This window comes from Bradyrhizobium sp. 139 (assembly GCF_023074175.1).
GTDB lineage: Bacteria > Pseudomonadota > Alphaproteobacteria > Rhizobiales > Xanthobacteraceae > Bradyrhizobium.
Genome location: NZ_JADPKS010000008.1, coordinates 374,381 through 400,227 on the forward strand (window position 1 = coordinate 374,381; position 25,847 = coordinate 400,227).

Here is a 25,847-nt window from a genome sequence, read left to right on the forward strand (position 1 = left end):
CTACTCCGCCATTTCGACGGACTGCGTTGTGGCCGGACCTGCCAGCGGCCGCTCCTCCATCGCGATCAGGCAGAGCGCGGCGGTGGTCATCAGCGCGGTGGCGGCGCCGAAGACGTAGCGGAATGCGTGCCGCATGTCGTCGGCGGGAATAGCGACGGCGCCCGCGGCATGATGTTCGCCGGCGAGCGGAACGTCGGCACCGAGCGCGATCAGCAGGATCGCCGCGAACGCCGCGACCGTGAACGAGGACATCAGCGAGCGGAAGAAGTTCATCGCACCGGTAATGGTGCCGACCTGCGGGCGCGCGACCGAATTCTGGAGCGAGACCACGCAGACCGGGAAGGTGGTGCCGAGGCCAAGCGCGAACGCGGCCATCAGGGTCAGCAGGCCCCACAGCGGCAAGGTCGTGAGCGTGAGGCCCAGCGCGCAGATCGCGGCCCAGGAGGTACCGATGATCGCGACGCGCTTGTAATGCTTGGCCCGCGCCATGGTGCGGCCGGCAATCGCCGCGCCGCAGGTCGAGACCGCCGCGAGCGGAATCAACGCAAGTCCTGCCTCGCTGGCGCTGAGGTGATAGACCGCCTCGTAGTAGAGCGGGAGCTGCACGGTGAGACCGGTGATCGCGCCGAGACCGCAGCCGCCCGCCGTCAACGCGAACGGCGCGACCTTGCCGCCCAGCAGCGGCAGCGGCAGGAAGGGCTCGTCCGCCCGGCGCGCGTGCCAGACGAAGGTGACCGCGAGCGCAACAGCGGCGCCCACCATCGACAGAACCGACGGCGACAGCCACGGGTAGCGCGTGCCGCCCCAGGTCAGCACCAGCATGAAGACAACGGCGGAAGCCATCAGCAACACGCCGCCGAGCCAGTCGACCTTGCGCTTGCGGTGGAACACCGGGATCTTCTTCATCCTCGGCAGCAGCATCGCGATCGCCGCGGCGGCGAGCGGCAGATTGATCCAGAAGATCATCGACCAGTGCAGATGCTCTGCGAACACGCCGCCGATCACGGGGCCGAGGATGCCGCCGACCATCCAGACGCTGGAGAAATAGGCCTGGTACTGGCCGCGCTCGCGCGGGGAGACGACGTCGGAGATCACGGTCTGCACCACCGGCATGATGCCGCCGCCACCGAGCCCCTGGAGCCCGCGCGCCAAGATCAGCATCGGCATGTTCGGCGCGATCGCGCACAGCACCGAGCCGGCGACGAACAGGCTGAGCGAGATGATGATCATCACGCGGCGGCCGTAGATGTCGCTCAGGGTTCCGAACACCGGCGCAACCGCGGTCGAGGCGAGCAGATAGGCGGTGATGACCCAGGAGAGATTGGAGACGTCGTGAAACTGGCGCCCGATGGTCGGCAGTGCAGTCGCGACGATGGTCTGGTCGAGCGCGGCCAGGAACATCGTCAGCATCAGGCTGATCACGATGGTCCGGACCTCGTCCTGCGACAAAGGCGCCGGCGGTGCGAGCGAGGGCGCGTCATCGACGCTCAAGACCTCGCTTGGAAGGCGGGACAGCTCTTCGGCGATATCGTCGGGCAACGCCTGGATGTCGGCAGAACTGCTCTGCCGTTGGAACTTGTTCATCTCGATCGGAAGCCGTGAGGCGGCGCAACGCCGCGAAGGATTCGTTCTATGCAGCCAATGTAGACAGCAAAGTTCTTCTCAGGCAGGCACCGCGGCGCATGGGAGCATCCCGCAGCCGGATCATCCCGAACAATTGATCCGAGGTCGGGCGACAGATCAGTCCTTCGGACGTCGCTTCAGGCGCGCCCGTTTCGGCAGCTGCGCCGGCCATTGCACAATGTGGTTCTCGAGCTCCTCGTCCGGGATCTGCTCCTCGCTGCCCTCGACCCGGCCGCGCACAGAGACGCCGGCCTCGTGCACGGTGTCGGGATCGCCTGACACCAGCGGATGCCACCAATAGAGATCGCGGCCCTCGGCGACAAGCTTGTAGCCGCAGCTCGGCGGCAGCCAGTTCAGGGTGCGGACATTGGCCGGGGTCAGGCGGACGCAGTCCGGAACCTTGTCGGAACGATTCGTGTAGTCCTTGCAGGCGCAGGTCGCGCCATCGAGCAGCTTGCAGCCGACATGGGTGAAATAGATGTCGCCGGTGTCCTCTTCCTCGAGCTTGTTCAGGCAGCAGCGGCCGCAGCCGTCGCACAGGCTCTCCCATTCGTCCCCAGACATCTCTTCCAACGTCTTGGTTTTCCAGAAGAATCCTTCCTGGCCTGAAGGTCGTTTGGGAGCTGCGGTCATGCGCCTCAACATGGGTTCGAAAGAGCTGCGGTTCATGCCATCTAGGGCGTGCGGCCATGATGCCGCAAGCGACGCCCGCGTGAGGCCCGTAATGAACCGGGGTCAATTAGGCCTGTTGTTCAAAATCGCAAGCGTGGCCATTGGTTTATAGGCCTTGCTCGGCTAGAAGGAAAAGCAAGTCCCCTCGGACGCGAAACGGGCGCCTTGGGTTTGCCGCAACATTCCCGCAAGACGTCTCGACGCCGCCCCGGCCGGGTGCTTGAACGCTGTCGAACCGAGCCTCAAGGGTTCTAGGTGGTCCAGAACACACCATCCAACTGGAAGAACCGGGTCCGGAATTTCTTTCTGGACCTCGACGCGCGCATCGATTCCTCGCTGTTCTCTTCGGCCAAGGGCATCCGCGAGCTGTACGAGCGCTACTCGACCTTCATGGACCGGTTCTATGTCGGGCGGTGGAAGCGCTGGGTGTTCATCGAGCCGCTGTCGGAGGCCGCGACCCTCGGCCTCGGCGGCCTGGTCGTGATGCTCACGCTCGCCATCCCCGCCTTCCGCGAGACCGCGGACGAGGACTGGCTGAAGAAGTCCGATCTGGCGGTGTCCTTCCTCGACCGCTACGGCAACCCGATCGGCAGCCGCGGTATCAAGCACAACGATTCGATCCCGCTGGAAGATTTTCCGGACGTGCTGATCAAGGCGACGCTCGCCACCGAAGACCGCCGCTTCTACGAGCATTTCGGCATCGACATCGCCGGCACCGCGCGCGCGCTCGTCACCAACGCCCAGGCCGGCGGCGTCCGCCAGGGCGGCTCCTCGATCACCCAGCAGCTCGCCAAGAACCTGTTCCTGAGCAACGAACGCACCATCGAGCGCAAGGTCAACGAAGCCTTCCTCGCGGTCTGGCTGGAATGGCGCCTGACCAAGAACGAGATCCTCAAGCTGTACCTTGACCGCGCCTATATGGGCGGCGGCACGTTCGGCGTCGATGGCGCCGCACATTTCTACTTCAACAAGTCGGCGCGCGACGTGACCTTGGCGGAAGCGGCGATGCTCGCCGGCCTGTTCAAGGCGCCGACCAAATACGCTCCCCACATCAACCTGCCCGCGGCGCGTGCCCGCGCCAATGTCGTGCTCGACAACCTCGTCGATGCCGGCTTCATGACCGAGGGCCAGGTGTTCGGCGCCCGCCGCAACCCGGCCTTCGCGGTCGATCGCCGCGACGAGGCCTCGCCGAACTATTATCTCGACTACGCCTTCGACGAGATGCGCAAGCTGGTCGACACCTTCCCGAAATCCTACACCGAGCGCGTGTTCGTGGTCCGCACCGCGATCGACGCCAACGTGCAGAAGGCCGCCGAAGACGCGATCGAGAACCAGCTGCGCCAGTTCGGCCGCGACTATCACGCGACGCAGGCCGCAACCGTCGTCTCCGATCTCGACGGCGGCATCCGCGCCATGGTCGGCGGCCGCGACTATGGCGCGAGCCAGTTCAACCGCGCCGTCGACGCCTACCGCCAGCCCGGCTCGTCGTTCAAGCCTTATGTCTACACCACCGCGCTCTTGAACGGCTTCACGCCGAACTCGATCGTGGTCGACGGTCCGGTCTGCATCGGCAATTGGTGTCCGCAGAATTATGGCCATTCCTATTCCGGCTCCGTGACGCTGACGCAGGCGATCACGCGCTCGATCAACGTTGTGCCGGTCAAGCTGTCGATCGCGATCGGCCAGAAGGAGCAGCCGAAAGCGCCGAACCCGGCCAAGATCGGCCGCGCCAAGATCGTCGAGGTCGCCCGCCGCTTGGGCCTCAAGGCGCCGCTGCCCGACACGCCGTCGCTGCCGATCGGCTCGGACGAAGTCACCGTGCTCGAGCACGCCGTCGCCTACGCGACCTTCCCGAACCGCGGCAAGGCGGTGACGCCGCATTCCGTGCTGGAGGTACGCACCGGTGCAGGTGATCCGGTCTGGCGCTGGGACCGCGACGGTCCGAGGCCGCGGCAGGCGATCCCGGCCTCCGTCGCCTCCGACATGGCCGGCATGATGAGCCACGTCGTCAGCGAAGGCACCGCGCGCCGCGCCGCCCTCGACGGCATTCCGACCGCCGGCAAGACCGGCACCACCAACGCGTATCGCGACGCCTGGTTCGTCGGCTACACCGGCAATTTCACCTGCGCGGTGTGGTACGGCAATGACGACTATTCGCCGACCAACCGCATGACCGGCGGCTCGCTGCCGGCGCAAACCTGGCACGACATCATGCTCGCCGCGCATCAGGGCGTCGAGGTCCGGGAAATCCCCGGCATCGGCATGGGCCAGAAGCTGCCGCCGCAGCCGACGGCCGCGCAGGCCAATGCGGCACCGAAAGTGCTGGAGACCAAGCCCGGTCCGCCGCCCGTGCTGACCAAGCGCGGCGCCGACGTCCTGGTGCGCGTCGAGAAGCTGCTCGATGACGCCGCCAGGATCGCGGCCAAGTCGGCCATCAACGACAGCAAGCCGGGCTCGTCGACGAGCGCGCTCGCCTTTCCGCAGAACTATGCGGAAGAGAACGCGAACGCCTCCGCCCCGCGCAAGAACTGATCGAAACCCGTGCGGCTGATCCTGATCACATTGACGACCCTTCTGCTCGCGGGCGTGGTCGGCGTCGGCGCGACCTGGATGACGACGACGCGCGGCACCGAGATCGGCGCGCTGACCATCGGCCCCTGGACCGCCCGCCCCCGCACCGGCACCGCCGACGTCGATCCCTATTCGCGCGCCACCATCGTGCGCAACGGCGAGCTGCCGATCGGCACCGGTGACGGGGTCGCCTTCACCGCCACCGCCGACGACAGGAAGAAGGCGCTCGACGGCCGCTGCGACGTCGTCGTGTCCGGCGTGACGCCGCCGGCGCGGTTCTGGACGCTGACGCTCTACGACCGCAAGGGTCACCTCGTCGCCAATTCGCTGCAGCGCTACGGCTTCACCAGCCAGGAGATCGTGCGGCAGTCTGACGGCTCGTTCGAGATCCGCATCGCCTCGCGCTCGCGCGCCGGCAACTGGCTGCCGACCGGCGGCATCGAGCGCTACGCGCTGATGCTGCGCCTCTACGACACGCCGGTTGGCGTTGCGACGCGCACTCAGCGCGATGCGCCGATGCCCACGATCAAGACGGTGGGCTGCTCATGATCCGGCTGCTGCTCACCATCGTCGCGGGTGTGGTGCTGGGCCTCATCGTTCATCTCGTCAGCGTGCTGGCGCTGCCGCGGATCGCGACGCAGGACGCCTATTCGCGGCTGACGCCGATGACCAAGCTCAACGGCGTCACGCAGCTTCCCCTTGCCGATCCCAACAATTCGCCGATGCCGTTCATGGACCCGGCCTTTGCGCTGGCGATCTGCCGCTACGATCTGTCGGGCGGGCCGATCAAGCTGACGGTGCCGGTGAGCCAGGCCTACACCTCGGTGTCGTTCTACACCCGCAACGAGGTCGCCTATTACGCCATCAACGACCGCTCCGCGGGCAAGAAGGTGATCGAGCTCGACCTCATGACCGAGCCGCAGCACAACGAACTGCCCGAGGACGAGGAGATCACCGCGGCCGACCGCCTGATCATCGATTCCCCTGCTACCACCGGCCTGATCGTGATGAAGGCGCTCGCCGCCGAGCCCGGCCTGATGCCGCAGGCGCAGGCGACGCTCGCGGCCGCCACCTGCGCGCCGCAGACCGAGCCGCCGGCCAAGGCCGAAGCGCCGCGCGGCCGACGCTGAGCGCGGGGGTTTCGGCGCGCTCAGAATAAAACGTGAAAAACAACCCCATGCACAGTAGCGGGGCAATTGAATTGATTGGCTTAATCCAAAGCACCCGATCAGCAGCCGCGCGAACGGCAACATGACCGTTCCGGTCGCCTTTGACACGTCGGGCAAAACACCTGCATAATGGCACCATCGAGAAAATCGTGACACCCGCGCGGAGCAATCCGCCGCGGGTTTTTTCATGTCGGAGCAGAGGTTGCCATGATCAAAGCATCGCTATCGTCGCCCACAGCGAGCGGGACCAACTCACCAGCGGAACCACTATTGGATCTGGGTTGCTGGCCGCGCTGGATGCGTGAAGGGCTTGCGCCGCAGACAGAGACCACAGCGCCGGCAAACCCGCGAGCCGAGATTGTGCCGGCACGCCTCGATCGCTCAAGCGTGCGGAAGCTAACCCGCATGGCGTCGTGTTCGTGAGACATCACACCGCGAGGTGTCGCGGATGTCTCGGACACCGCCCCGCTGATGTCCGCTCTTGATCTGGTCATTGCCGTTGTCTGTTCGGACAATCCGAGCGCCGCGAACAGGTCAGCGTTATCGATCGCGTTCGGGAGGCTTTGCTAGGTCGGTTGGATTAGCATTCGGGCCGCAGCTTACGCTTTCGGCCCTAGCGGACATCGTCGTGCTCAAGCTGATGTCGGTTTGTGACCCAACTCGGACAAACGGAGCCCTCCCTGCAGGCTGCTAGAATCCCTGGGTGGAACGGTACCCTTACGATGCCGCAAATCGTCGCGCTCGAATTGAGTTTCAAGGACGACTGCTCGGCTGGATGAAAAACGTGCTATCAATGGAATTCGGGATAAACTCCCTGGTAGCGGGTCCAAAGCTCGGTTAGGCCACCACGCGACTGCAGGTACGGCCATGCACCAGATTGGCGACTGGCTCAAAAAGCTCGGCATGTCCGAGTATACGGAGCGTTTCGCAGAGAACCGTATTGATCTCAGTGTTCTCCCCGACCTCACAGACCAGGACTTGGAGAAGCTCGGGCTCTTACTTGGCGATCGCCGTAAGATGCTCCGCGCGATCCGGGAGGTTGCCCGTTATACCCCGGTCACACCTAACCCCGCGGTAACCGAAGCAAGACCACGAGTCGCTGCGGAACGCCGTCAGCTCACCGTGATGTTCTGCGACCTCGTCGGCTCGACTGTCCTGTCGGCCAGGCTCGATCCCGAGGACCTGCGCGCTATCATCGGTGCCTATCACCACTGCTGTGCAGCGCTAGTCGAACGCAATGGCGGATTCGTTGCCAAGTACATGGGCGACGGGGTGCTCGCCTATTTCGGCTATCCCCAGGCCCACGAGCATGATGCCGAGCGCGCTGTGCGGGCCGGGCTTGCCCTGGTTGAGGCAGTGCCGATGCTCGCTACGGCGGCCGGCTCGCCCTTGCATGTGCGTGTCGGGATCGCAACTGGGCTCGTGGTCGTCGGCGATCTCATTGGCGCGGGTGCAGCCCAGGAGCAGGCGGTTGTGGGTGAGACACCGAATCTTGCCGCCCGTTTGCAGGCCATTGCCGAGCCTGATACCGTGGTTATTGCGGAGAATACGCGAAAGCTTCTCGGCAATCTCTTCGAACTCCAGGATCTAGGGGCCAGGGATCTCAAGGGCATCGCCGGGCCTGCACGTGCTTGGGCAGCACTGCGGACGAGTTCGGTGCAGAGCCGCTTTGACGCCTTGCACACGAACGGCCTGCCCCCTCTCGTCGGGCGGGAAGAAGAGGTCGAATTACTTCTTCGCCGCTGGTCCAAGGCAAAGATGGGTGAAGGACAGGTCGTACTTCTGTCCGGCGAGGCAGGTATCGGGAAATCACGGCTCACGGCCGCGGTTCTGGAGCGCCTCGCTACCGAACCACACACGCGCTTGCGCTATTTCTGCTCCCCACAACATACGGGCAGCGCGCTTTATTCAATCATTGGCCAGATGGAGCGTGCCGCCGGACTGGCCCACGACGACAAACCGCAAGCGAAGCTCGACAAGCTCGATTCTGTGCTCGCGCGGACCTCAACCTCCGTCCAGGATGCCGCGCTCTTTGCGGAGATGCTGTCGCTTCCGAATGATGGACGATATCCTGCGCTCGATTTGGCCCCGGAACAGCGCAGACAAAGAACGCTCGAAGCGCTGATGTCGCAACTCGCGGGATTGGCACGCCAGAATCCTGTGCTGATGATCTTCGAGGATGCGCATTGGGTCGATCCGACGAGCCTGGAAGCGCTCGGCCGGGTGATCGATCGGATCGCAACCCTTCACGTGCTGCTCGTCGTAACTTTCCGCCCCGAGTTCAACGCGCCATGGGTGCGACAGTCGCATGTGACGAGCCTGACGCTCAACCGACTTGGGGAGCGTGAGGCGGCCGCAATCATAGCGCGGCTTGTCGAGAACAAGGGGCTGCCGGCGGATGTGATGGCGGAGATCGTGGAGCGCACGGACGGGATTCCCCTGTTCGTGGAGGAGATGACGAAGGCGGTGCTGGAGGCCGAGAGCGAGGCAGCCGCCCGGCTGACCGCCGCCACGGTTCCGTCTCTCGCCCAGTTGGTTCCCGCTAGCTTGCACGCGTCGCTGATGGCGCGGCTCGACCGGCTCGGCCCGGCGGCCACGGAGGTAGCGCAGATTGGAGGCGCGATTGGGCGGGGGTTTTCGCATAGCCTGCTGGCTTCGGTGGCGCGCCAAACCGGGGCGCAGCTAGGATCGGAGCTGGACCGTCTCATTCAGGCTGGTTTGCTGTTTCGGCAGGGCGAGCCGCCGCATGCCAACTATCTATTCAAGCACGCACTGGTGCAGGACGTGGCCTATGGCACGCTGCTCCGCACAAAGCGAAACGAGCTGCATGCGAGCATAGCAAGTGTCCTTGAGCAGGAGTTTTCGGATGTGTGCGAGACTCAACCTGAAGTTCTTGCTCGACATTACGCTCAGGCCGGATTGCCTGAGCAGGCTATCAATTATTGGCAGCGGGCTGGAGACCGCGCAGCAAAGCGGTCGGCCAATAAGGAGGCGGTCGCACATTTTCGGAACGCAATAAAGCTGCTTGAAACGCTGCCCGACAGGGCCGCGCATGCCGAGCAGGAGTTGCAACTACTGATCGCGTTGGGGCCGGCATTGATGACGACGAGATCGTCGGCGGCACCGGAGATCGAGCGCGTGTACGCTCGGGCTCGCGAACTGGCGCGCAATGCACAGCGGGTAGCAGATCTTTTTCCAACCGTGTGGGGGGCGTGGCTAGTTGCCTTCACGGCTGGTGATTTGGCGAGGGCCGGCCGATTGGTGGATGAGCTGTTCGACATAGCAAACACAAGCGGAGATTCGGCGCTTACGCTGCAAGCTCACCACGCAGCATGGCCAGTCTTTTTGGTAACTGGTGCCCTTGCGACGGCACGCTATCATATCGCGGGCGGACTTGCTCTCTACCGACGCGACACGCATGGCGAGCAAGCGCTGCAATATGGGGGCCATGATCCCGGCGTCTGCGGTTACGTGATCGACGCCCTCATTGCTGCAGCAATGGGTTATCCGGAGCAAGCCGTTCGGCAAATGCAGAAAGGCCTCGGGCTTGCGCGTGATCTTGACCATGCCCCCACGCTTGCCCAGGCGCTGTGGTCTACAGCAGAACTGCACCAGATCCGCCGCGAGCCGCAGAAAGTACAAGACTCTGTGAGCGTCGCTCTCCCACTGCTCGCGCGCCATGGGTCTGCCGTCGGAGTCGCGAACGCGACCATGTTGCGCGGCTGGGCGCGCGTCATGCAGGGGCACATTGAGGAGGGCCTCGCCGTCATGCGGGAAGGGCTGACCGCGTGGCGTGCAACAGGGTCGAACTTTCACGTTTCGTACCGTCTCGCCCGAGCGGCGGAGGCGCATCTCGTTGCCGGAGAAATTGAGGATGGATTACGGCTCATACGTGAAGCGACCGACCAGAGCGGAGACTGCTGGTTTGCGCCCGAGCTACATCGACTCAAGGGCGAACTGCTTCTCAAAGCGGGGCGCCGCGATGAGGTGGAAGGGTATCTGGACCAAGCCCTCAAAGCGGCACAACAGCAAGGTGCTCGGCTCCTTGAGCTACGAGCTGCGATGAGCCTCAGCAGAGTCCTGCAAGCTCAGGGCCGACGCAATGATGCCCAAAGTTTGCTTGCGCCTATTTATGGCTGGTTCACTGAGGGCCTCGATACTGCGGATCTCCAGCAAGCAAAGGCTTTGCTCGACCAGGTGGATTGAGAGGGTCGTTTTCCCGCGCGGTCAGCTGATGAGTTAGGGCCGGCAATTCCGGAAGTGCCCGCTTTGGGGGCAAATGTGTTGGCTGACGGCCTCGTCATTTAAGCCTGCAAATGTTTGGACAAGGACTTCCTGGATTGAGGAGGTGGCAATGCGCAAGCTGATGTTGGTCCTCGTGCTGTTTCAGGGTGCAATGTCGCTTATTGGCCCATCGCGTCGGTTGGCGAAGTGCAGAGGCAGGTCTGGAGTCAGGGGCAGAGCAGAAGTCATCGCCTCCGGTGCGGACCGCCGCCTTTGACCCAAAACAGTCCTCACATCGGGATCACATTTGCTCCTAGCAAAACAAGTCAAAGCTGCTGCCCGAATCGCCTTCTCAGGGCGCTGGGAAAACTACTATCCAGCGATCGGCCACAGGACTATGGTCACTTCAGTTGCCCTCCGTCACCAACGCCAAGTGACTCTAACCTTTGATATTTGGTAGCGCGTCTAATACGCGGATCAATATACGTGGGGAGGTTACGATGACACTATTCTCCCGTCGCCGTTTGCTCGACATTGCTGGCTCAATAACTGCTGCGTCTGCTCTAAGCGCGCTGCGCCCTGTCCGAGTTGCGCAAGCGACGGAGGAGAAGAGCACTTGGAATGTCAAAGGCCTTTTCATGGAAGCCTGCAATTGCGAAGCAATGTGTCCCTGCGTCGTCGGTAATGCCCCGACGCCCGGCACGTGTGGGGTCCTTCTTGGCTACCATATCGAATCCGGTCGGAAAGACGATGTCGCGCTCGATGGACTGAATGTGGTGAGAATGAACTTCTTGCCGGGCCATATTGCCAAAGGCAATTGGCGGGGGGCATTCTACATCGACGAGCGCGCAAGCCCGGAGCAGCGCGAGGCACTGAGCGCGATCTTCTCCTTCAAGCCTGGCGGTGCGTTTGCGGCGCAGGCCCGGTTGGTCGCCGAAATGCTCGGCATCAAGTTCGTACCAATCACGTTCGAGGGCCAAGGACGGCAGTGGAAGATGACCATCGCTGGAATCGGAGATGCTGACATCACTGCGATCGAGGGGTTCGGCGGCAAGGAGATCCGTGTCGAGAACTTGCTAGGAAGAGCTTTTCCACACGTGGTCGCGAAATCGACGCATACCGCGTACAAAGACTTTGATCTCCAGTGGGAGATCAGCGGCAAGAATGGATTCTATGCGCCTTTCGCCTTTAGCTCGGCCTGAGATTCCTCGCCCACGTTCAATGGAGGTTTGGCGCCGTCTACCGGTGGGAGCCTTGCTCGGGCTCTTTACCGGAGGGGCATGGACGTACCTTGTCTACATGGATTGGGGCATGCGCCACATGGATGTCGGCATGGACATGTGGATCATGCCTCATATGGTAGACTGGGACGTGACAGATCTCAGCCTCGTGCTGCTGATGTGGGCGGTGATGATGGCGGCAATGATGCTGCCATCGGTTCTGCCAGTGATCGTGGTTCTTATCCGTATCGGCGGCTCCGCGCATGCCGCGGGGTTCATCGCGGGATATCTCATGGCGTGGGGCGGATTCAGCGTCGGCGCAACTCTCTTGCACCGGGCACTGCTCAAGGCGGCTCTTGTCTCGCCGATGATGGAAAGCGTTAGCGTGCCTTTAAGTGCCGCTGTGCTGGCCGCCGCTGGCCTTTTCCAATTCACGCCATTGAAGCACGCCTGTCTCACCCGCTGCCGTTCGCCATGGGGTGCGGTGCTCAATCCGTCGAGCGCTACAATTGCGATGCGTGAGGGCTTGCGCCATGGCGCTTTTTGCGTCGGCTGCTGCTGGGCGTTGATGGCGCTGCTGTTCGTCGCAGGCGTCATGAATCTGCTTTGGATCGCGGTCATTGCTGCCTACGTCATCGCAGAGAAATGGGCACCGGGCGCGGAATGGTTCAGCCGCGCGGTTGGTGCATTGTTGTGCTTAGCAGCGGTTGCGGCGTTCGGAGCCAGCGCAAGCTAAAGACGTCTCGGATCCTCGCGACGAGCTGACGAGCTTGCGGTGCTCGCTTTTTTGGAGGGATCGCGGAGATCGCTGCATCCGAGGGAATAACTCCCTAATATCCTGAGGTCGTCTGTGAGCACTTTCTCAGCAAGGCAGTGTCGCGTTCACACTGCTGACGTCAGCTTGTGGGCCCTCAGCGGACCATAGTGACGGCCGCCAATAAGGACACCTTATCACCCACCCCCGGACATACCGAACGACGCAACAGCTTCAGCCTGTGCTCCTCTTGGCTAGTCTAGCCTGGGATGACGATCGTTGGACGACGCAGTCCGCCGGTCGGCCAGCGCAGCCCGTACCGTGTCTGCCATCGGACTCCAAGCAAACCAACCCGAGAAAGCTCGAACGTCGGCGGGCGTCCCGTCCAGCCGGACCTGCTGCCTATGCAAGGCTTCGGAGAAGCTTATGCTCCCCAGCCAAACTCTATAAAACGCCACGATGTCCGTCGAGACGATCACATCGATATCGAAGCCGGGGTTCTTGAGACAGACCGAAACGTCCGCGCGCTCGATCAGAAGCCAATAGGGCTGCCTCGGCCCGCCACCGAAGTCGAACTGGATCACCACGCGGCGTTTCCCTACGGCCTCGAAGCGCACGCGGCGCCGCATCCACCACAGCAGGACGACGGGATCGAGTTCGTTCGGCCGCGGATCACCGAAGGCCCAGCGCGCGCCCCATCCGCCAAATTGGTCGATAATCGATTGCAGGTCGCGCCCGGCGCATGTCAGTCGGTATTCAGTCTGCTTGCCCCGTGAGGCACCGCGCCGTTCCAGCACGCCGGCTTGCTGCAACCGCCGCAGCCGTCCCGCAAGCAGTGTACGGGACATGTGAGGAAGACCGCGCTCAAGTTCGTTGAAGTGATTAACGTCGGCAAGCAGCTCGCGGACGATGAGCACGGTCCAACGGTCGGCAAGGATTTCCGCCGCTCGCGCCACGGGACAATATTGGCCGTAACGGTGCATGATTGAGCGTATCACGCCGCGCGGGGGTGCGGAAGTAGTCCGGTCTTCGCACTAGCTTAGGGCCCGGCGAGCGGTTTACGCTGCGGCTTCGATTGCCATGGGCGTCGACTAGCGGCAACAGGAGATTTATCATGCCAAACGATAAACCCATCAGACGCGATTTTCTTCTGGCTCTCGCAACGGCACCGTTCGTGACATTGCTTGGACAGGCGGGCGAGGCGCGCGCGCAAGTAGGCGTAAGCCCAGTCAAAGTCGATACCAACGGCTTGATCGCCAAAATCAAGTTCGAGGCGCCGCTTGAAGGATTCCTTAAGGAGATCAATGGAAAGTACAAGCTCAGAGTCACCGAGTTGACGCTTGCCCCCGGCGGACATGTGGGCGAGCACAATCACGAGGGCCCCGGCATCCGCCAAGTCACCTCCGGCTATATGACTTACGTCTTGCCGGATAAGACTGTAGTTTACGGCCCAGGCGATTTCTTCTTTGAATCTGGCGATATAAACCACACCGTTTTCAACAAGACGGATGCACCTATGGTGCACGTGCTCTTCGAAATACTGCCGGCTAACCTGAACGGTCCTTCGCTGATTCCGGTCAGGCATCATTAGAAGGTCGTTCGCCTGTGACGTGGGCTCGCAAATGAGCTTGGTCCTGCGAGCGGGACTGTCCATTTTATCCTTGGACGGAACATCCGGACCGCTGTCAACGTGGCGTCGGAAGCCGGCAGCTCGGCAAGCTTCCCACCGCCGTCTCGCGTATCGGTCGTTGTTGCGCCTGCGCAAAAGGATGACCGCTTATGGCCCATCGCTACCGTTGAGGCAATGCGGCTACATGTCGGTTCAGAGGGGTAGACCGGAAGTTTGCGGTGGAGCGCTAGACCGACGCTTTTGACCCACAGCCGACACCGCGTTGGTTGGAACGTGGGGCATCCTCTGCGGATGCGATCGCTGGGCGCACAATGTTGCTGCGCCTACTTGGCTTGCACCAAGATCGAACCATCACCAAGCCTAAACGCGTCCGCCGCCAAAATCGTCATAATCCGAAATAAACTTACGCTGGCGGCTTCAAAATAGGTCAGCACTACACTCAGTAGTTCTCCGAGATAGCGCATCAAGCTCGGCCCCGTATGATGTGGATGCCGGGGCTGGTATTTCATCCCGAACAAGATTGCGGCCGGCAGGGGTCGCCGAAAGGCGGCCCCTTTTGATTCAGATGAAAAAAACCACCCGGCGCGGCTGAGGTCGCAGCGGGAAGTGAGCCTTGGCTAAGATCATTCTGGACAGCTCTCGGATGCGGCGTAAGTCAGTATGATACTTTAAGTTTGTTGCGTTGGGGCAGGTGTGCTGTGAGTTTGGCAGTGTCGATCCTCAAGATTTTGGATGGCCAGCCCGACGGTCGAGCCAGCCTCGATGCCGTCAAGCAGTATCTGGCCGTCTACTATTCGAGCGGCCCGGAGTGGTCGCAGCGGATGAAGGCTCTGGCAGAGCGGGCACCATCAACCATCAACATTTTCGTCCAGAAGCTGGTCACGCGAGAGCCAGGCGCGTGGCGTATCACGGAGGCGGGCAGAACCTTCCTGGTCGCCTTGGAGCGTCCGACGGCAGCCGTTCCGGAGCGCACGCTTGATGATCTCATAGATCGACCGCTGGCGAGGGAGTTCCCACCCCGGCCCAACTTCCGTATCGATGATCGCACGGGGCGTCGCGGGAAAAGGCGACGGACTGCGCGCGAGCGCCGCTCGGCATAGGGGCGGGGCGATGAAGAGCGAAACTGGTGATCGAAGACCTTTGGAAAGGCGAGCTACGCACGTCACCGAAGTCTGAGCTTGGCCCATAGCGACCTGCAGTGCGCATCCGGTCGAGGACCGCTTGTGACCCACAGCCGACTTCGGCAAGTCCGCTCAGCCTACCGGTGAAAAGATCGGTGCTCGGCGCGACGATCACCTAGTCACGTAAGGAATTGATCGGGTCATCCGCTGGCCAGAATAATGTCGAAATGCGCCGCGAGTGCGCAGCCTTCAAGACGCGAAGCCGGCTCCTGCAAGGTGATGATCAGCCGTTCCGGATGCGGGGCCGCATTGAGCCAACGGTCTGTCAGATTTTCGGCTTCGCCTGCGAAATAGAGCTGGGTTACCAGACGATCGAACCGGCCCTCAACCGACATGTGAATGTGCGGCGGCCTGATGTCACCTTCTGGCGTCGGATAGGCACCGGGCTTGATGGTACGAAAACTGTAGCGGCCCGACGTATCCGTCGTGAGGCGCGCAAAGCCTTTGAAATTGGGATCGAGCGGCGCCCGGTTGGTGTCACTCGGGTGCCGATATTTGCCCGCAGCGTTGGCCTGCCAGATATCGATACGCGCTTGCGGCACCGGGGCCCCCGAACTGGCGAGCACGCGACCACTGACATAGATGAGCTGGCCCTGTGCCTCGGCGGTGCTGCCGCTTGGGCGCGCAAGATCGGAGGCTAAATCGGGGCACTCCGTGATGGGATAGAACGGGCCGACGATCTGCGGCGGCGTGATCGCAAATGCTCGAGCTTCAGCGGGCCCCGTCCGGGCTTTGGACCATTGATGATTCATTGGGGCAGCTTAATATCCGCGTCCTTGATGATCTTGGCCCAATGGGCAACATCAGTCCGAATTCCATCGCCGAATTCGGCGGCCGTGCCGCCCACCGGTACGGCTCCGATCTTTTCCAGCGAAATCTGGATTTTCGGTTCAGCGAGAACCCTGTTGATGGCTTTGTTGAGCTTCGACGTGATCTCCGCAGGCGTCCCATGCTTGGCCGCAAAGCCGATCCAGTCGGCGGTGACGAGACCCGGAAAACCTTCCTCGACCACCGATGGAACATTCTTAAGGGCAGCGATCCGGGTGGGGGCCGTCACGGCCAGAGCGTGCAACTTGCCAGTGGAGATGAGGTCAATGACCGGAAGCGTGGTGACAAACATATATTGAACGTTGCCGCTGATCAGATCGCCGATCGCCTGAGGAAACTGCTGATAAGGCACGTGCGTGACGCACACCCCAGCCTGGAGGGCGAACATCTCGCCGATCAGGTGTGAGGGCGTTCCGAATCCTGCCGAGGAGAAATTGAGCTTTCCCGGCTTATTCTTGAGCAACGCGACCAGCTCGGCGAGCGAATTCACCTGCAGGGAGGGCGTCGTAACCAGGACGGTATAGGACCTCGATATCTTGACGACCGGATCAAAATCGACGTCAGGCCGTATCTCCGCTTTGGGAAGCAGGGACGGAGTGACCGTCATCGGGAGGCTCATGGTCAGCAGCGTATATCCGTCCGCCTCATGGCCGCCCACGTCGTTCATGGCGATGGTCTGCAATGCGCCCGGGCGATCTTCCACGATGAGCCGCCAGCCTTCATTGATGGCAAGTTCGTCGGCGACCAAACGGCTGATGATGTCAGGCGGTGTGCCGGCACCGGTTGGGACCACAATTCGAATTACCTTCGAGGGATAAGGTTGCGCGGCGGCGCGGCCGGGTAACAATAATCCTGCGAGGCTTCCCAGCAGAAACGTCCGACGCGGCAGATCATTGTTCGACATGAGCCTGCTCCAAAGCTTGGCGGTGGAGGTCAAAGTCAATTGCAGCTTGTCCGGTGCGCCTATATAAGAAAAGTTCTGTTTTTCGATCGTTCTATTCCATTTCGGAAAGGGACGGCATGCTCGACGCGTCCCAGATCAGTCGGCGGATCAAGCTGCGGCAGCTGAATGTCTTCATCGCCGTCGTGGAATACGGCAGCATGGCCAAGGCGGCCGAGCATCTCGCCATTTCACAGCCTGTTATCTCCAAGATGATCGCAAGCCTGGAGCAGACCCTCGGCCTTCAGCTGCTTGAGCGCAGTCGCGCCGGCATCGAGCCCACCCTCTACGGCAAGGCTCTGCTCAAGCGCAGCATTGCTCTCTGCAACGATTTGCGCAGCAGTGTGGTCGAGCTGCAATCGCTGGCTGATCCCACGATGGGTGAATTGCGCATCGGCAGTACGGAACCGGTGATGGCGGGTCTCCTGCCGACCATTATCAACCGGCTTTCCCAGCAATATCCACGCCTCGCGGTTCGTATTATCGAGGGCGAGCCGCCGGAGTTGCTGGACCGCCACCTGCGCAACCACGACATCGACCTCATGATCGGACGTGTGCCCACTCCGACACCAGCCGCCGATACTGATGTGGAGGTGCTGCTGCATGAAAGCGGCGTTGTCGTCGCCGGCCTGAATAATTTATGGGCGCGGCGGCGTAAAATCCGCCTCGCTGAACTGATCAACGAGCGTTGGTGCCTGCCGCCCCGCGAGAGCTTTCCGGGCGGCTGGATTGCGGCGGCATTTCATGCTTCGGGCCTCGAAGTGCCACGCGCGAGTGTGACCGTGTACTCGATCCTGATGCAGACGGCCTTGCTTACATCGGAGCGCTTCCTGAGCTTCCTTCCGGCCAGCATGCTGCATTTCAGCGCCAAACGGCTGTCACTGAAGGTTCTGCCCGTCGAAATGCCAGCTCGGATGTGGCCGATCGGAATCATTACGATCAAGGGCCGAACGCCCAATCCGGCGCAGCGCCTCTTCGTTGAATGTACGCGCGAGATCGCGACGCCACTGGCGCGCAAGCGAACTCCCTAGCTGGAAAATCCAACCGAGGAAAATGCGCCATCGACTGTTTCCGGAGGTTCCTGGGTATGTTGCTTTCAGCCCTCTTGCCTCCGTTTTTGTCACACCTCGCTGCTTTCCATACTCTGGCGTAACAGAGAGCGTTATCAATCGACAACAGTTAGGAAATGGAGGGAACATGGCACCGAAGTTAGCGACCATTCTTGTTTGCTTGGTGCTTGCCATTCCGCGCAACTCGATTGCGGGAGACACGCTCAGTGATGCTGCCATGGACAAGATGCACAAGCATTTTTCAGAAGCTTACAATCGCGGCGATCTGGATGCTATGGCCGCGACATTTGCAGAAAACGCTGTGCGGGTAACGCCCAGCGGCATCTTCCAGGGGCGGGACGCCATTCGCCGGAGTTTCAGCGACGCCCTCAAGCTCGGACTGCATGATTATTCGGTTCAAAGAACCATCTCTCGTCCCGAGGGCACCTTAGTTTTCAACGCGGGAACATGGCAGGCCAAGGTAGGTGATCGTTCTTTTCACGGTTATTACTCATCCATCCTTACTAGCGAAGGTGGACAGCCGAAGATAATCGAAGAAACGGTTGCAGTTGCCGCCCCCTGATCGTCTCGGGTTGTTTCGCAAAGAAGCGGGGCTACAGCTTTCCGCTTGGGGTCCGTAGCGGAGTCGTCACCGCGACGCCCACTGAGGACCGCTTCTGACCCGAAGCAGACCCTTTCTTGAGGCAAGGTCGTGCTCATGGACCGCACGGCGGCGCCCTGCTGACAGAGTCCTGTCAGCAGGACGGCATCCGCGTCAGCCTTTCGTACTCGCCGTCTTGTCGAGCGCCGCACGCAGGCCGGTGGCAAGCTTGATTGCGTCGTCGTTGGCCCAGAAGTGCATGAAGAAGAGGCGCGGCTGTTCATCCAGCATGTGGCTGTGCAGCGCCGTCACCTCGATGCCGTGCGTCCGCAGCACCTTGATCACGGGGTTCACCTCGCCGCTGGTCATTACGAAATCGCCGGTGATGGCCGCCTTGCCGCCGCCGGTCGGTTGAAAGTTGATGGCGGTTGCGACGCCCAGCGGACCGACGGGGCTCAACTGCATCCCTTCTTCGGTCACCGGATCGCGGCGGGGAACGTTGAACTGATAGACGCCGCCGTTGGCCTGCCCCTTGACGCCGATGATCCGATCGAGTTGCGCGGTGTCGAGATCGACGGCAGGCGGAGGGGCCGCTGCAGGAACTGCAGACAGCGGCGTCTTGCTCTCGGCAAGCGCGTCCCGGATCGCCGTCGCGATCTTGATCGGATCGCCGTGCCCGGCAACATGCATGTAGAACGTCGCCGGGCTGGCGCCGAGCAGATGATTGTGGACGGCGGTGATCTCGAGCCCGCTCCCGATCATCTTCAGCATCACCGGGTTGATTTCCGGCTCCAGCAGCACCAGGTCGCCCATCGCCATGACGCCGCCATGCGCGGGCTTGAACGCGACCCAGCCGCCAAGCGCGAGCGCCGGCTTGATGGTCACGCCGTCACGCGTCACCGTCAGGTCGGTGCGCGGAAAGCCGTAGCGATGGACATCGCCCGTGACGGCCGCCTTTCGGCCCAGTGTCTCGTCGACCTTCTGCCAATCGGCATCTTGCGCGTGAGCGGTCGCGAATAAGCAGGCGCCGATGCCGATCAGCACCGAGATTGTCTTTCGCATGGATCTGCTCCCTTGAGCTTGAGTTCCGGGCTGTCCAGCCGTCAGGGTCTCACTTCTGCTCTTTGATCTGGCCGCTGCTGTCGACGACCAGCCGCACGTTCTTGCCGTTCTTCACGGCCTTGGCGGTCGTGCCCTCGGCAGTCGACTTGATGTCGCTGACCTGCGAGTAGCCGGCCGCCTGGATCCTGGCGGCCAGTTCCTCTTGAGTCAGCGCCTGTGCACGCGACGGCCCGCCCGCGAGCGCCAGAAGCAGGACCGTGTGAAAGATTGTCCGCGTTCGCATGTTCGTTCGCATCTTCGTTCTCCTGGTCGTATCCCTGCCCCAGGTGAACCCCGTTTCGCGAACTTGCCCCTCTACGAGGCGCAGCAGGACGCCGGCATCGATGCGCACGCCGATGAGCATCGGCGCCGCCGGCGTGCCGATAAGGCGAGACAATCTGTGGGATGAAATCGAGATGTATGATGACATGCTGCGCCCTTGGTGATCAGGACGCGATTCTTGGGCATGTCGCCTCGCGAGGAGATCGCACTTCCCCGTACCCAGATAGAAAGCCCCGAGCGCGGAGCTGTCAACCGTCACTGCTCGAGCGTCACGAAGAGTTCACTGTCCGAACGGAACCGCGCCGCCACCATCTTGAAACTTGTGGGTGGCCTCATTGAGGTCCCTCACGTGGGGACAAAGCAGACTCCCCGTGAGGCCTCGGTCCAAGCGCTGTGCAGCAGTTGCTCGCGGTCGACGGCGCGTTCGTCTGGCTCGATCCGATCCATCAGGGCAAGACACGCGTGCTGAGCTCGACAGCAAGCCACCGCGAAGATGTACGGCGAGACGGTAGCGGCTGAGCGGTCAGCATCGGGGTTCAATCATTCTGCTGATCTCCTCGGGGGCAGCGAAGATCACGTCGGCGCGATCGCCCATCATTCCCGCCGGGACGATAGCCGGTGTCCCGCTCTCCGGGCCGTCCTTGCTGGTGTCCGTCTTGATCCGGAGATTGCGTTCCCAAAACGCGCGCGTCTTGCCGTCGGCCGTGGTAACGCGATACGTGTCCCGGCAGTGGGCAATGCTCGTCACCCGCTCGGAAGGCTGAAGGCTCTTCAGGTTCGGAACGAGCCCACCTCCCATCATTCCGCCCATCATGCCGCCCATGCCTTGGGCCGTTTGCCCTGGCGCTGCGCCTGGCTTGGTTGCCTCCTTCAGGAAGGCGAGCAAATCGGCGCGCGTGCGAGCATTTTTGATACCCTCGAACGGCATGGCATTGTCCGGCACCATGCGCGCCGGATCGGTCAACCAGGCGTCCAGCGAGCGGTCATCCCAAATGATCCCCGAAGCTTTCAGCGCGTCGGAGTAGCGGTCGAAACTCGGCAAGCTTCCGGCCTTCCTTCTCCAGAGGTTTGCAAGACTTGGCCCCGTCATGTTGCGGTCGGGCTCAAGCGAGTGACATGCTGCACAGGCCCGAAAATCCTGCTCCCCGCGAGCCACGCTGTCCTGCTGCGCGCGAGCCGGTGGGGAGACGAGGACAGCAGCGAGCGCCACAAGTAGAATGCGATGCATGATCAATCTCCTCGGCCTGAGAAGAACGGGTATTTGATCAACGCTGCCGCCCCCAACACCAGAACGATGACGATCAGGGCGGCCGTAAGGCCCATGTAGCCCATCATTCCCTGCATCATGTCGTGCATCATTGGCTCACCTCATTTGGCAGGCTCCGGGATTCGCAATTTCGTGACGACCGCCTTCGACCTCGCCGGCAATCGTGGTTTGCCCACAGGAGGCAACCGGAAGCCTTTGACCAGGCCGAAGATCGCCGGGATCACGATCAGCGTGAGCAGGGTCGACGAGATCATGCCGCCGATCATCGGCACCGCGATCCGCTGCATGATCTCGGAGCCGGCACCGTTGCTCCACATGATCGGCAGCAGTCCCGCCATGATGGCAACCACGGTCATCATCTTCGGCCGGACGCGCTCGACAGCACCCTCCATGATGGCCTCGCGGAGGTCGGTCCGGCTCAATGTCCAACCCTCGGCGGCGCGGCGCGCCCTGATCTCCGCAAGCGCCTGGTTGAGGTAGATCAGCATCACGACGCCGGTCTCGGCGGCGACGCCGGCAAGCGCGATGAAGCCGACGGCCACCGCGACAGACAGGTTGAATCCGAGCCACCACATCAGCCAGAGGCCGCCGACCAGCGCGAACGGCAGCGACAGCATGACGATCATCGTGTCCGTCACCGACCTGAAATTGAGGTACAGCAGCAGGAAGATGATGAGCAGCGTCGCCGGCACAACGATCCTCAGGCGGGCAGCCGCGCGCTGCAAATATTCGTACTGGCCGCTCCAGACGACGTAGTAGCCGGTCGGAAACTGAATGCTCTCCGTCACGGCGCGTTGCGCATCGGTGACGTAGCTTCCGATGTCGCGATCCCGGATATCGACATAGATGTAAGTCGCGAGCTGGCCGTTCTCCGTCCGGATCGACGTTGGTCCGCGCGCAGGCTCGATCCTGGCCACTTCGCCGAGGGGCACGGCGCCGCCCGCCGGCATCGGCACCAGGATGTCGTTGGCGATGGCGCTGGGATTGTCGCGGAGATCGCGCGGGTAGCGCATGTTCACCGTGAAGCGCTGGCGGCCTTCCACGGTCGTGGTGACCGTCTGACCACCGAGGGCGGCCGCAATGGTGTCCTGGACATCCTGGATCAGGATGCCGTAGCGGGCGAGCGCCTCGCGATCCGGGACGATCTCGAGATAGTAACCGCCGATGCCCCGTTCGGCATAGGCCGACGAGGTGCCGGCCACGGCCTTGATCACGCGTTCGATCTGCTTTGCCAACCGGTCGATCTCGACGAGCTCCGTGCCCATGACCTTGACGCCGACCGGCGTGCGGATGCCGGTCGACAGCATGTCGATGCGTGCCTTGATCGGCATGGTCCAGGCGTTGGAGACGCCCGGAAACTGCAGCGCCTTGTCCATCTCCGCGATGAGGCCGTCGATGGTGACGCCGGGGCGCCACTGCGCCTTCGGCTTCAAATTGACGACCGTCTCGAACATCTCGGTCGGCGCCGGGTCGGTCGCGGTCGCCGCCCGCCCGGCCTTGCCGTAGACCGAGGCGACCTCGGGAAAGGACTTGATGATCCGGTCCTGTGTCTGCATGAGTTCGGCGGCCTTGGTGACCGAGATGCCGGGCAGCGTCGTCGGCATGTAGAGAAGCGTGCCCTCGTTCAAGGTCGGCATGAACTCCGTGCCGAGCTGGCGTGCGGGCCAAATCGTGACGGCGAGGATTGCGAGGCAGGCCAGGATCACCAGCGTCTTGGCGCGCAGCACGCCCTTGATCACCGGTCGGTAGATCCAGATCAGGAAACGGTTGATGACGTTCCTGCTCTCCGGGACGATGCGGCCGCGGACGAAGATCACCATCAGCGCCGGCACAAGTGTCACCGAAAGAAGCGCCGCTGCGGCCATCGAAAACGTCTTCGTGAACGCCAGGGGGCTGAACAGCCTTCCCTCCTGCGATTCCAGCGTGAAGATCGGCATGAACGATACGGTGATGATCAGCAAGCTGAAGAACAGCGCAGGCCCGACCTCGGATGCGGCGTGGATCAGGATCTGCACGCGCGATTGACCGGGCTTGGCGCGTTGGAGATGTTTATGCGCGTTCTCGATCATGACGATCGCGGCATCCACCATCGCGCCGATCGCGATGGCGATGCCCCCGAGGCTCATGATGTTGGAGCCCAGCCCCAGCAGCTTCATGGCACCAAATGCCATCAGTACGCCCACCGGCAACATGAGAATCGCCACCAGCGCGCTACGGACGTGCAGCAGGAACACGATGCAGACCAATGCGACGACAATGCTCTCCTCGAACAAGGTATCCTTGAGCGTGTCGATCGCCGCGTAGATCAGGTTGGAACGATCGTAGACCGGGACTATCTCGACCGATTTCGGCAGGCTGCTCGCGATTTCGTCGAAGCGCTTCTTGACGCTTGCGATCACGTCGAGCGCATTGACGCCAAAGCGCTGCAGCACGATTCCGCTCGCAACCTCGCCCTCCCCGTTCAATTCGGCGATTCCGCGTCGCTCGTCCGGGCCGAGCTCGACATTGGCAACGTCCCGCAGCAGCACCGGCGTGCCGTTGCTGGTCTTCAGCACGATGTTGCCGAGATCGTTGATGCTCTTGATGTAACCCTTGCCGCGGATGACGTATTCGAACTCGGAGAGCTCGACGGTGCGGCCGCCGACGTCGGCGTTGCTGGCGCGGATGGCCTCCCGGATCTTCTGCATGCTGATGCCGCGGTCGCGCATCCGCTGCGGGTCAAGGACCACGTTGTACTGCTTGACGAAGCCGCCGATGCTGGCGACCTCGGCGACGCCTTCGGCCTTGGCCAACGCGAACTTCAGATTCCAGTCCTGGATCGTGCGTGTGTCCGCCAGGCTCAATTCCCTGGACATCACCGCGTATTGATAGACCCAGCCGACGCCGGTTGCGTCGGGTCCGATGGTCGGCGTGACGCCGGCGGGAAGCCGCGAGGCCGCGCCGTTGAGAAACTCCATGACGCGCGAGCGCGCCCAATAGATGTCGGTGCCGTCCTCGAAGATGACATAGACGAACGACACTCCAAAGAACGAGAAGCCGCGCACGACCTTCGATTTCGGCACGGTCAGCATGGCCGTCGTCAGCGGATAGGTGACTTGATCCTCGATCACCTGCGGGGCCTGGCCGGAATACTCGGTGTAGACGATGACCTGCGTGTCCGAAAGGTCGGGGATGGCATCAAGCGGAAGGTGGACCAGCGCATAGAGGCCGGCAGCAGCGGCAAAGCCGGTGCCGAACAGCACCAGCAGCAAATTGCGCGCCGACCAGGCGATGATGCGAGCAATCATCTGTGATCTCCGGTCGGCGTACCGGAGCCGGCCTCGGCGGCTCGGGGCGCCCCCTCGGCGAAGCCCTTCAGCGCCGCCTTCAGGTTGCTTTCCGCATCGATCAGGAAGTTGGCGGAGGTGACCACCGCCTCACCGTCCGTAAGTCCGTCCCGCACCTCGATATAGCCGCCGCCGCGGCGCCCGAGCTTCACCTCCCTCGGCTCGAAGCGCCCTTCTCCCCTGTCGACGAGGACGGCCTGCCGGCTGCCGGTGTCGAGCACGGAGCTGTCGGGCACCACCAGGACCGGGCTAGAATCGGCCGTGTCGATGTCGGCATCGACGTACATGTCCGGCAACAATATCGCGTCCGGATTGGCAAGCTCGATCCGGACACGAACGGTTCGGGTGTCGCGGTTCACCTGCGGATAGATGACGGCGATCTGTCCCGCGAAGGTTCGGCCGGGGAAGCTGCGCGCACGGACTGCGACGGACTGACCGATGGCGATATTCCCGAGATCACGCTCGGCCACGTCGGCCAGAGCCCAGACGACCGAGGTGTCCGCGATGCGGAACAGCACATCGCCGGGATTGGCGCGCATGCCTTCGATCGCGTTGCGTTCGAGCACGACACCGTCGCGCGGCGCCGACCAGCGTATGGTGACGAGCGCGGTCCGCGTCCTCTCCATCTCCGCGATGACCGGCTCCGGCACGTCGAGATTGACCAGGCGCTGCCGCGAACCCCGGCCGTAGATCTCGAGACCGCCGACCGTTTTGGAGCTGATCGTGGCGAGATATTCCGCCGCCGCGGAAACGACCGCCGAGCTGTAGATCTCCATCAGAGGCTGGCCGGCCTTCACGCGCGTGCCGGTGGTCACGTCGGCGACCTTCTGCACGAAGCTTTCGGCGCGCATCGCGATCACCGACACGCGGCGCTCGTCCAGCTGGATCGTGCCGGGCGCCTTGACGGCGACGCGGATCGCGCGCCTGCCGACCGGCTCCGACTTCACGCCGGTGCGCTGGATCTTGCCGGGCGAAAGCTTCACCGTGCCGTCGTCGGTGTCATCGCCTTCGTAGACCGGAACATAGTCCATCCCCATGGCGTCCTTCTTCGGCGCGGGCGAGGTGTCCGGCAGCCCCATGGGATTGCGGTAGTAGAGAATTTTTCGCGAGGAAGCCGCCTGCCTCTTCGGCGTCGCCGGCCCGGCGGCCGCTCCATCGTCGTCGAAGACCGGCAGATAGTCCCGCCCGCGCTCGTCCTTCTTCGGACCCGCGGACCAGAGCGGCGCGCCGGTCGGATCGCGATAATAGAGCGGAGTTCGGTCCGCGGCTGCCGCAGCCGGGGCGAACCCGGCCAGCGCGGGCTGGCGCGGGCCCTTCGAATACGAGGAGGCGCCCAGGACCAGGCCGCCGCCCAGCGCAAGAGCCGTCAGAAGACGCAGCATTTTCATGGCGTGTATCCGCGGACCCGG

Annotated in this window: 21 protein-coding genes; 10 read left to right on the top strand and 11 right to left on the bottom strand. The window is 62.7% G+C overall.

Annotated elements, in window-relative coordinates:
* Together IVA80_RS02695 and IVA80_RS02700 are read right to left on the bottom strand one after the other, a co-directional pair.
* On the bottom strand, positions 1–1,584 hold the full coding sequence (locus IVA80_RS02695; RefSeq protein ID WP_247425380.1) for an MDR family MFS transporter: 1,584 nt from the start codon (positions 1,582–1,584) through the stop codon (positions 1–3).
* Positions 1,585–1,740: 156 nt separating this feature from the next.
* Entirely contained in the window at positions 1,741–2,256 is a 516-nt protein-coding gene (locus tag IVA80_RS02700) for a YcgN family cysteine cluster protein (RefSeq protein ID WP_247425382.1), read from the bottom strand.
* A 294-nt stretch (positions 2,257–2,550) separates the two neighbouring features.
* On the opposite strand from IVA80_RS02700, the gene IVA80_RS02705 reads away from it, so the two are divergent.
* From IVA80_RS02705 to IVA80_RS02730, 6 genes are all read left to right on the top strand, one after another.
* On the top strand, positions 2,551–4,827 hold the full coding sequence (locus IVA80_RS02705; protein ID WP_247425384.1) for a PBP1A family penicillin-binding protein: 2,277 nt from the start codon (positions 2,551–2,553) through the stop codon (positions 4,825–4,827).
* Positions 4,828–4,836: 9 nt separating this feature from the next.
* Entirely contained in the window at positions 4,837–5,415 is a 579-nt protein-coding gene (locus IVA80_RS02710) for a DUF1214 domain-containing protein (protein ID WP_247425386.1), read from the top strand.
* Entirely contained in the window at positions 5,412–5,996 is a 585-nt protein-coding gene (locus IVA80_RS02715) for a DUF1254 domain-containing protein (protein ID WP_247425388.1), read from the top strand. The genes IVA80_RS02710 and IVA80_RS02715 overlap by 4 nt, the downstream gene beginning before the upstream one ends.
* 906 nt (positions 5,997–6,902) lie before the next feature.
* Entirely contained in the window at positions 6,903–10,241 is a 3,339-nt protein-coding gene (locus IVA80_RS02720) for an adenylate/guanylate cyclase domain-containing protein (RefSeq protein WP_247425390.1), read from the top strand.
* A gap of 518 nt (positions 10,242–10,759) precedes the next feature.
* Positions 10,760–11,461, top strand: coding sequence for a DUF1326 domain-containing protein (locus IVA80_RS02725; RefSeq protein WP_247425392.1), 702 nt, complete (start codon positions 10,760–10,762; stop codon positions 11,459–11,461).
* Between the two features lie 109 nt (positions 11,462–11,570).
* Positions 11,571–12,215 (top strand): DUF2182 domain-containing protein, encoded by a 645-nt coding sequence (locus tag IVA80_RS02730; RefSeq protein WP_247425394.1) that lies wholly within the window; start codon positions 11,571–11,573, stop codon positions 12,213–12,215.
* Between the two features lie 272 nt (positions 12,216–12,487).
* Here the strand turns inward: IVA80_RS02730 and IVA80_RS02735 are convergent, their stop codons facing one another.
* Positions 12,488–13,216 (bottom strand): helix-turn-helix domain-containing protein, encoded by a 729-nt coding sequence (locus IVA80_RS02735; RefSeq protein ID WP_247425396.1) that lies wholly within the window; start codon positions 13,214–13,216, stop codon positions 12,488–12,490.
* 131 nt (positions 13,217–13,347) lie between these two features.
* Between IVA80_RS02735 and IVA80_RS02740 the strand changes: the two genes are divergently transcribed.
* Both IVA80_RS02740 and IVA80_RS02745 read left to right on the top strand, forming a co-directional pair.
* Positions 13,348–13,824, top strand: coding sequence for a cupin domain-containing protein (locus IVA80_RS02740; RefSeq protein WP_247425398.1), 477 nt, complete (start codon positions 13,348–13,350; stop codon positions 13,822–13,824).
* A gap of 749 nt (positions 13,825–14,573) precedes the next feature.
* On the top strand, positions 14,574–14,963 hold the full coding sequence (locus IVA80_RS02745) for a hypothetical protein (protein WP_247425400.1): 390 nt from the start codon (positions 14,574–14,576) through the stop codon (positions 14,961–14,963).
* A 221-nt stretch (positions 14,964–15,184) separates the two neighbouring features.
* Here the strand turns inward: IVA80_RS02745 and IVA80_RS02750 are convergent, their stop codons facing one another.
* Together IVA80_RS02750 and IVA80_RS02755 are read right to left on the bottom strand one after the other, a co-directional pair.
* Complete coding sequence (locus IVA80_RS02750; protein ID WP_247425402.1) at positions 15,185–15,796, bottom strand: protocatechuate 3,4-dioxygenase; 612 nt, start codon at positions 15,794–15,796, stop codon at positions 15,185–15,187.
* Entirely contained in the window at positions 15,793–16,776 is a 984-nt protein-coding gene (locus tag IVA80_RS02755; RefSeq protein ID WP_247425404.1) for a tripartite tricarboxylate transporter substrate-binding protein, read from the bottom strand. The genes IVA80_RS02750 and IVA80_RS02755 overlap by 4 nt, the downstream gene beginning before the upstream one ends.
* Positions 16,777–16,892: 116 nt before the next feature.
* Between IVA80_RS02755 and IVA80_RS02760 the strand changes: the two genes are divergently transcribed.
* Both IVA80_RS02760 and IVA80_RS02765 read left to right on the top strand, forming a co-directional pair.
* Positions 16,893–17,843 carry a LysR family transcriptional regulator gene (locus IVA80_RS02760; RefSeq protein WP_247425406.1) on the top strand — a complete coding sequence of 317 codons (951 nt, stop codon included), beginning with the start codon at positions 16,893–16,895 and terminating at the stop codon, positions 17,841–17,843.
* A 166-nt stretch (positions 17,844–18,009) separates the two neighbouring features.
* Positions 18,010–18,444 (top strand): nuclear transport factor 2 family protein, encoded by a 435-nt coding sequence (locus IVA80_RS02765; protein WP_247425407.1) that lies wholly within the window; start codon positions 18,010–18,012, stop codon positions 18,442–18,444.
* A 192-nt stretch (positions 18,445–18,636) separates the two neighbouring features.
* On the opposite strand, the gene IVA80_RS02770 is transcribed toward IVA80_RS02765, so the two are convergent.
* From IVA80_RS02770 to IVA80_RS02790, 6 genes are all read right to left on the bottom strand, one after another.
* Positions 18,637–19,524: a DUF1259 domain-containing protein gene (locus tag IVA80_RS02770; protein ID WP_247425409.1), complete on the bottom strand. Its 888-nt coding sequence runs from the start codon at positions 19,522–19,524 to the stop codon at positions 18,637–18,639.
* A 49-nt stretch (positions 19,525–19,573) separates the two neighbouring features.
* The gene (locus IVA80_RS02775; protein WP_247425489.1) at positions 19,574–19,807 is read right to left on the bottom strand and encodes a hypothetical protein; all 234 of its coding nucleotides are present in this window, start codon (positions 19,805–19,807) and stop codon (positions 19,574–19,576) included.
* A 561-nt stretch (positions 19,808–20,368) separates the two neighbouring features.
* Positions 20,369–21,073 carry a cytochrome c family protein gene (locus tag IVA80_RS02780; protein ID WP_247425410.1) on the bottom strand — a complete coding sequence of 235 codons (705 nt, stop codon included), beginning with the start codon at positions 21,071–21,073 and terminating at the stop codon, positions 20,369–20,371.
* 2 nt (positions 21,074–21,075) lie between these two features.
* Positions 21,076–21,204, bottom strand: a complete 129-nt coding sequence (locus IVA80_RS38295) for a hypothetical protein (RefSeq protein WP_256467337.1) — start codon at positions 21,202–21,204, stop codon at positions 21,076–21,078.
* 9 nt (positions 21,205–21,213) lie between these two features.
* Positions 21,214–24,399, bottom strand: a complete 3,186-nt coding sequence (locus IVA80_RS02785; protein ID WP_247425412.1) for a CusA/CzcA family heavy metal efflux RND transporter — start codon at positions 24,397–24,399, stop codon at positions 21,214–21,216.
* Complete coding sequence (locus IVA80_RS02790; protein ID WP_247425413.1) at positions 24,396–25,826, bottom strand: efflux RND transporter periplasmic adaptor subunit; 1,431 nt, start codon at positions 25,824–25,826, stop codon at positions 24,396–24,398. The genes IVA80_RS02785 and IVA80_RS02790 overlap by 4 nt, the downstream gene beginning before the upstream one ends.
* Positions 25,827–25,847 lie beyond the last annotated feature (21 nt).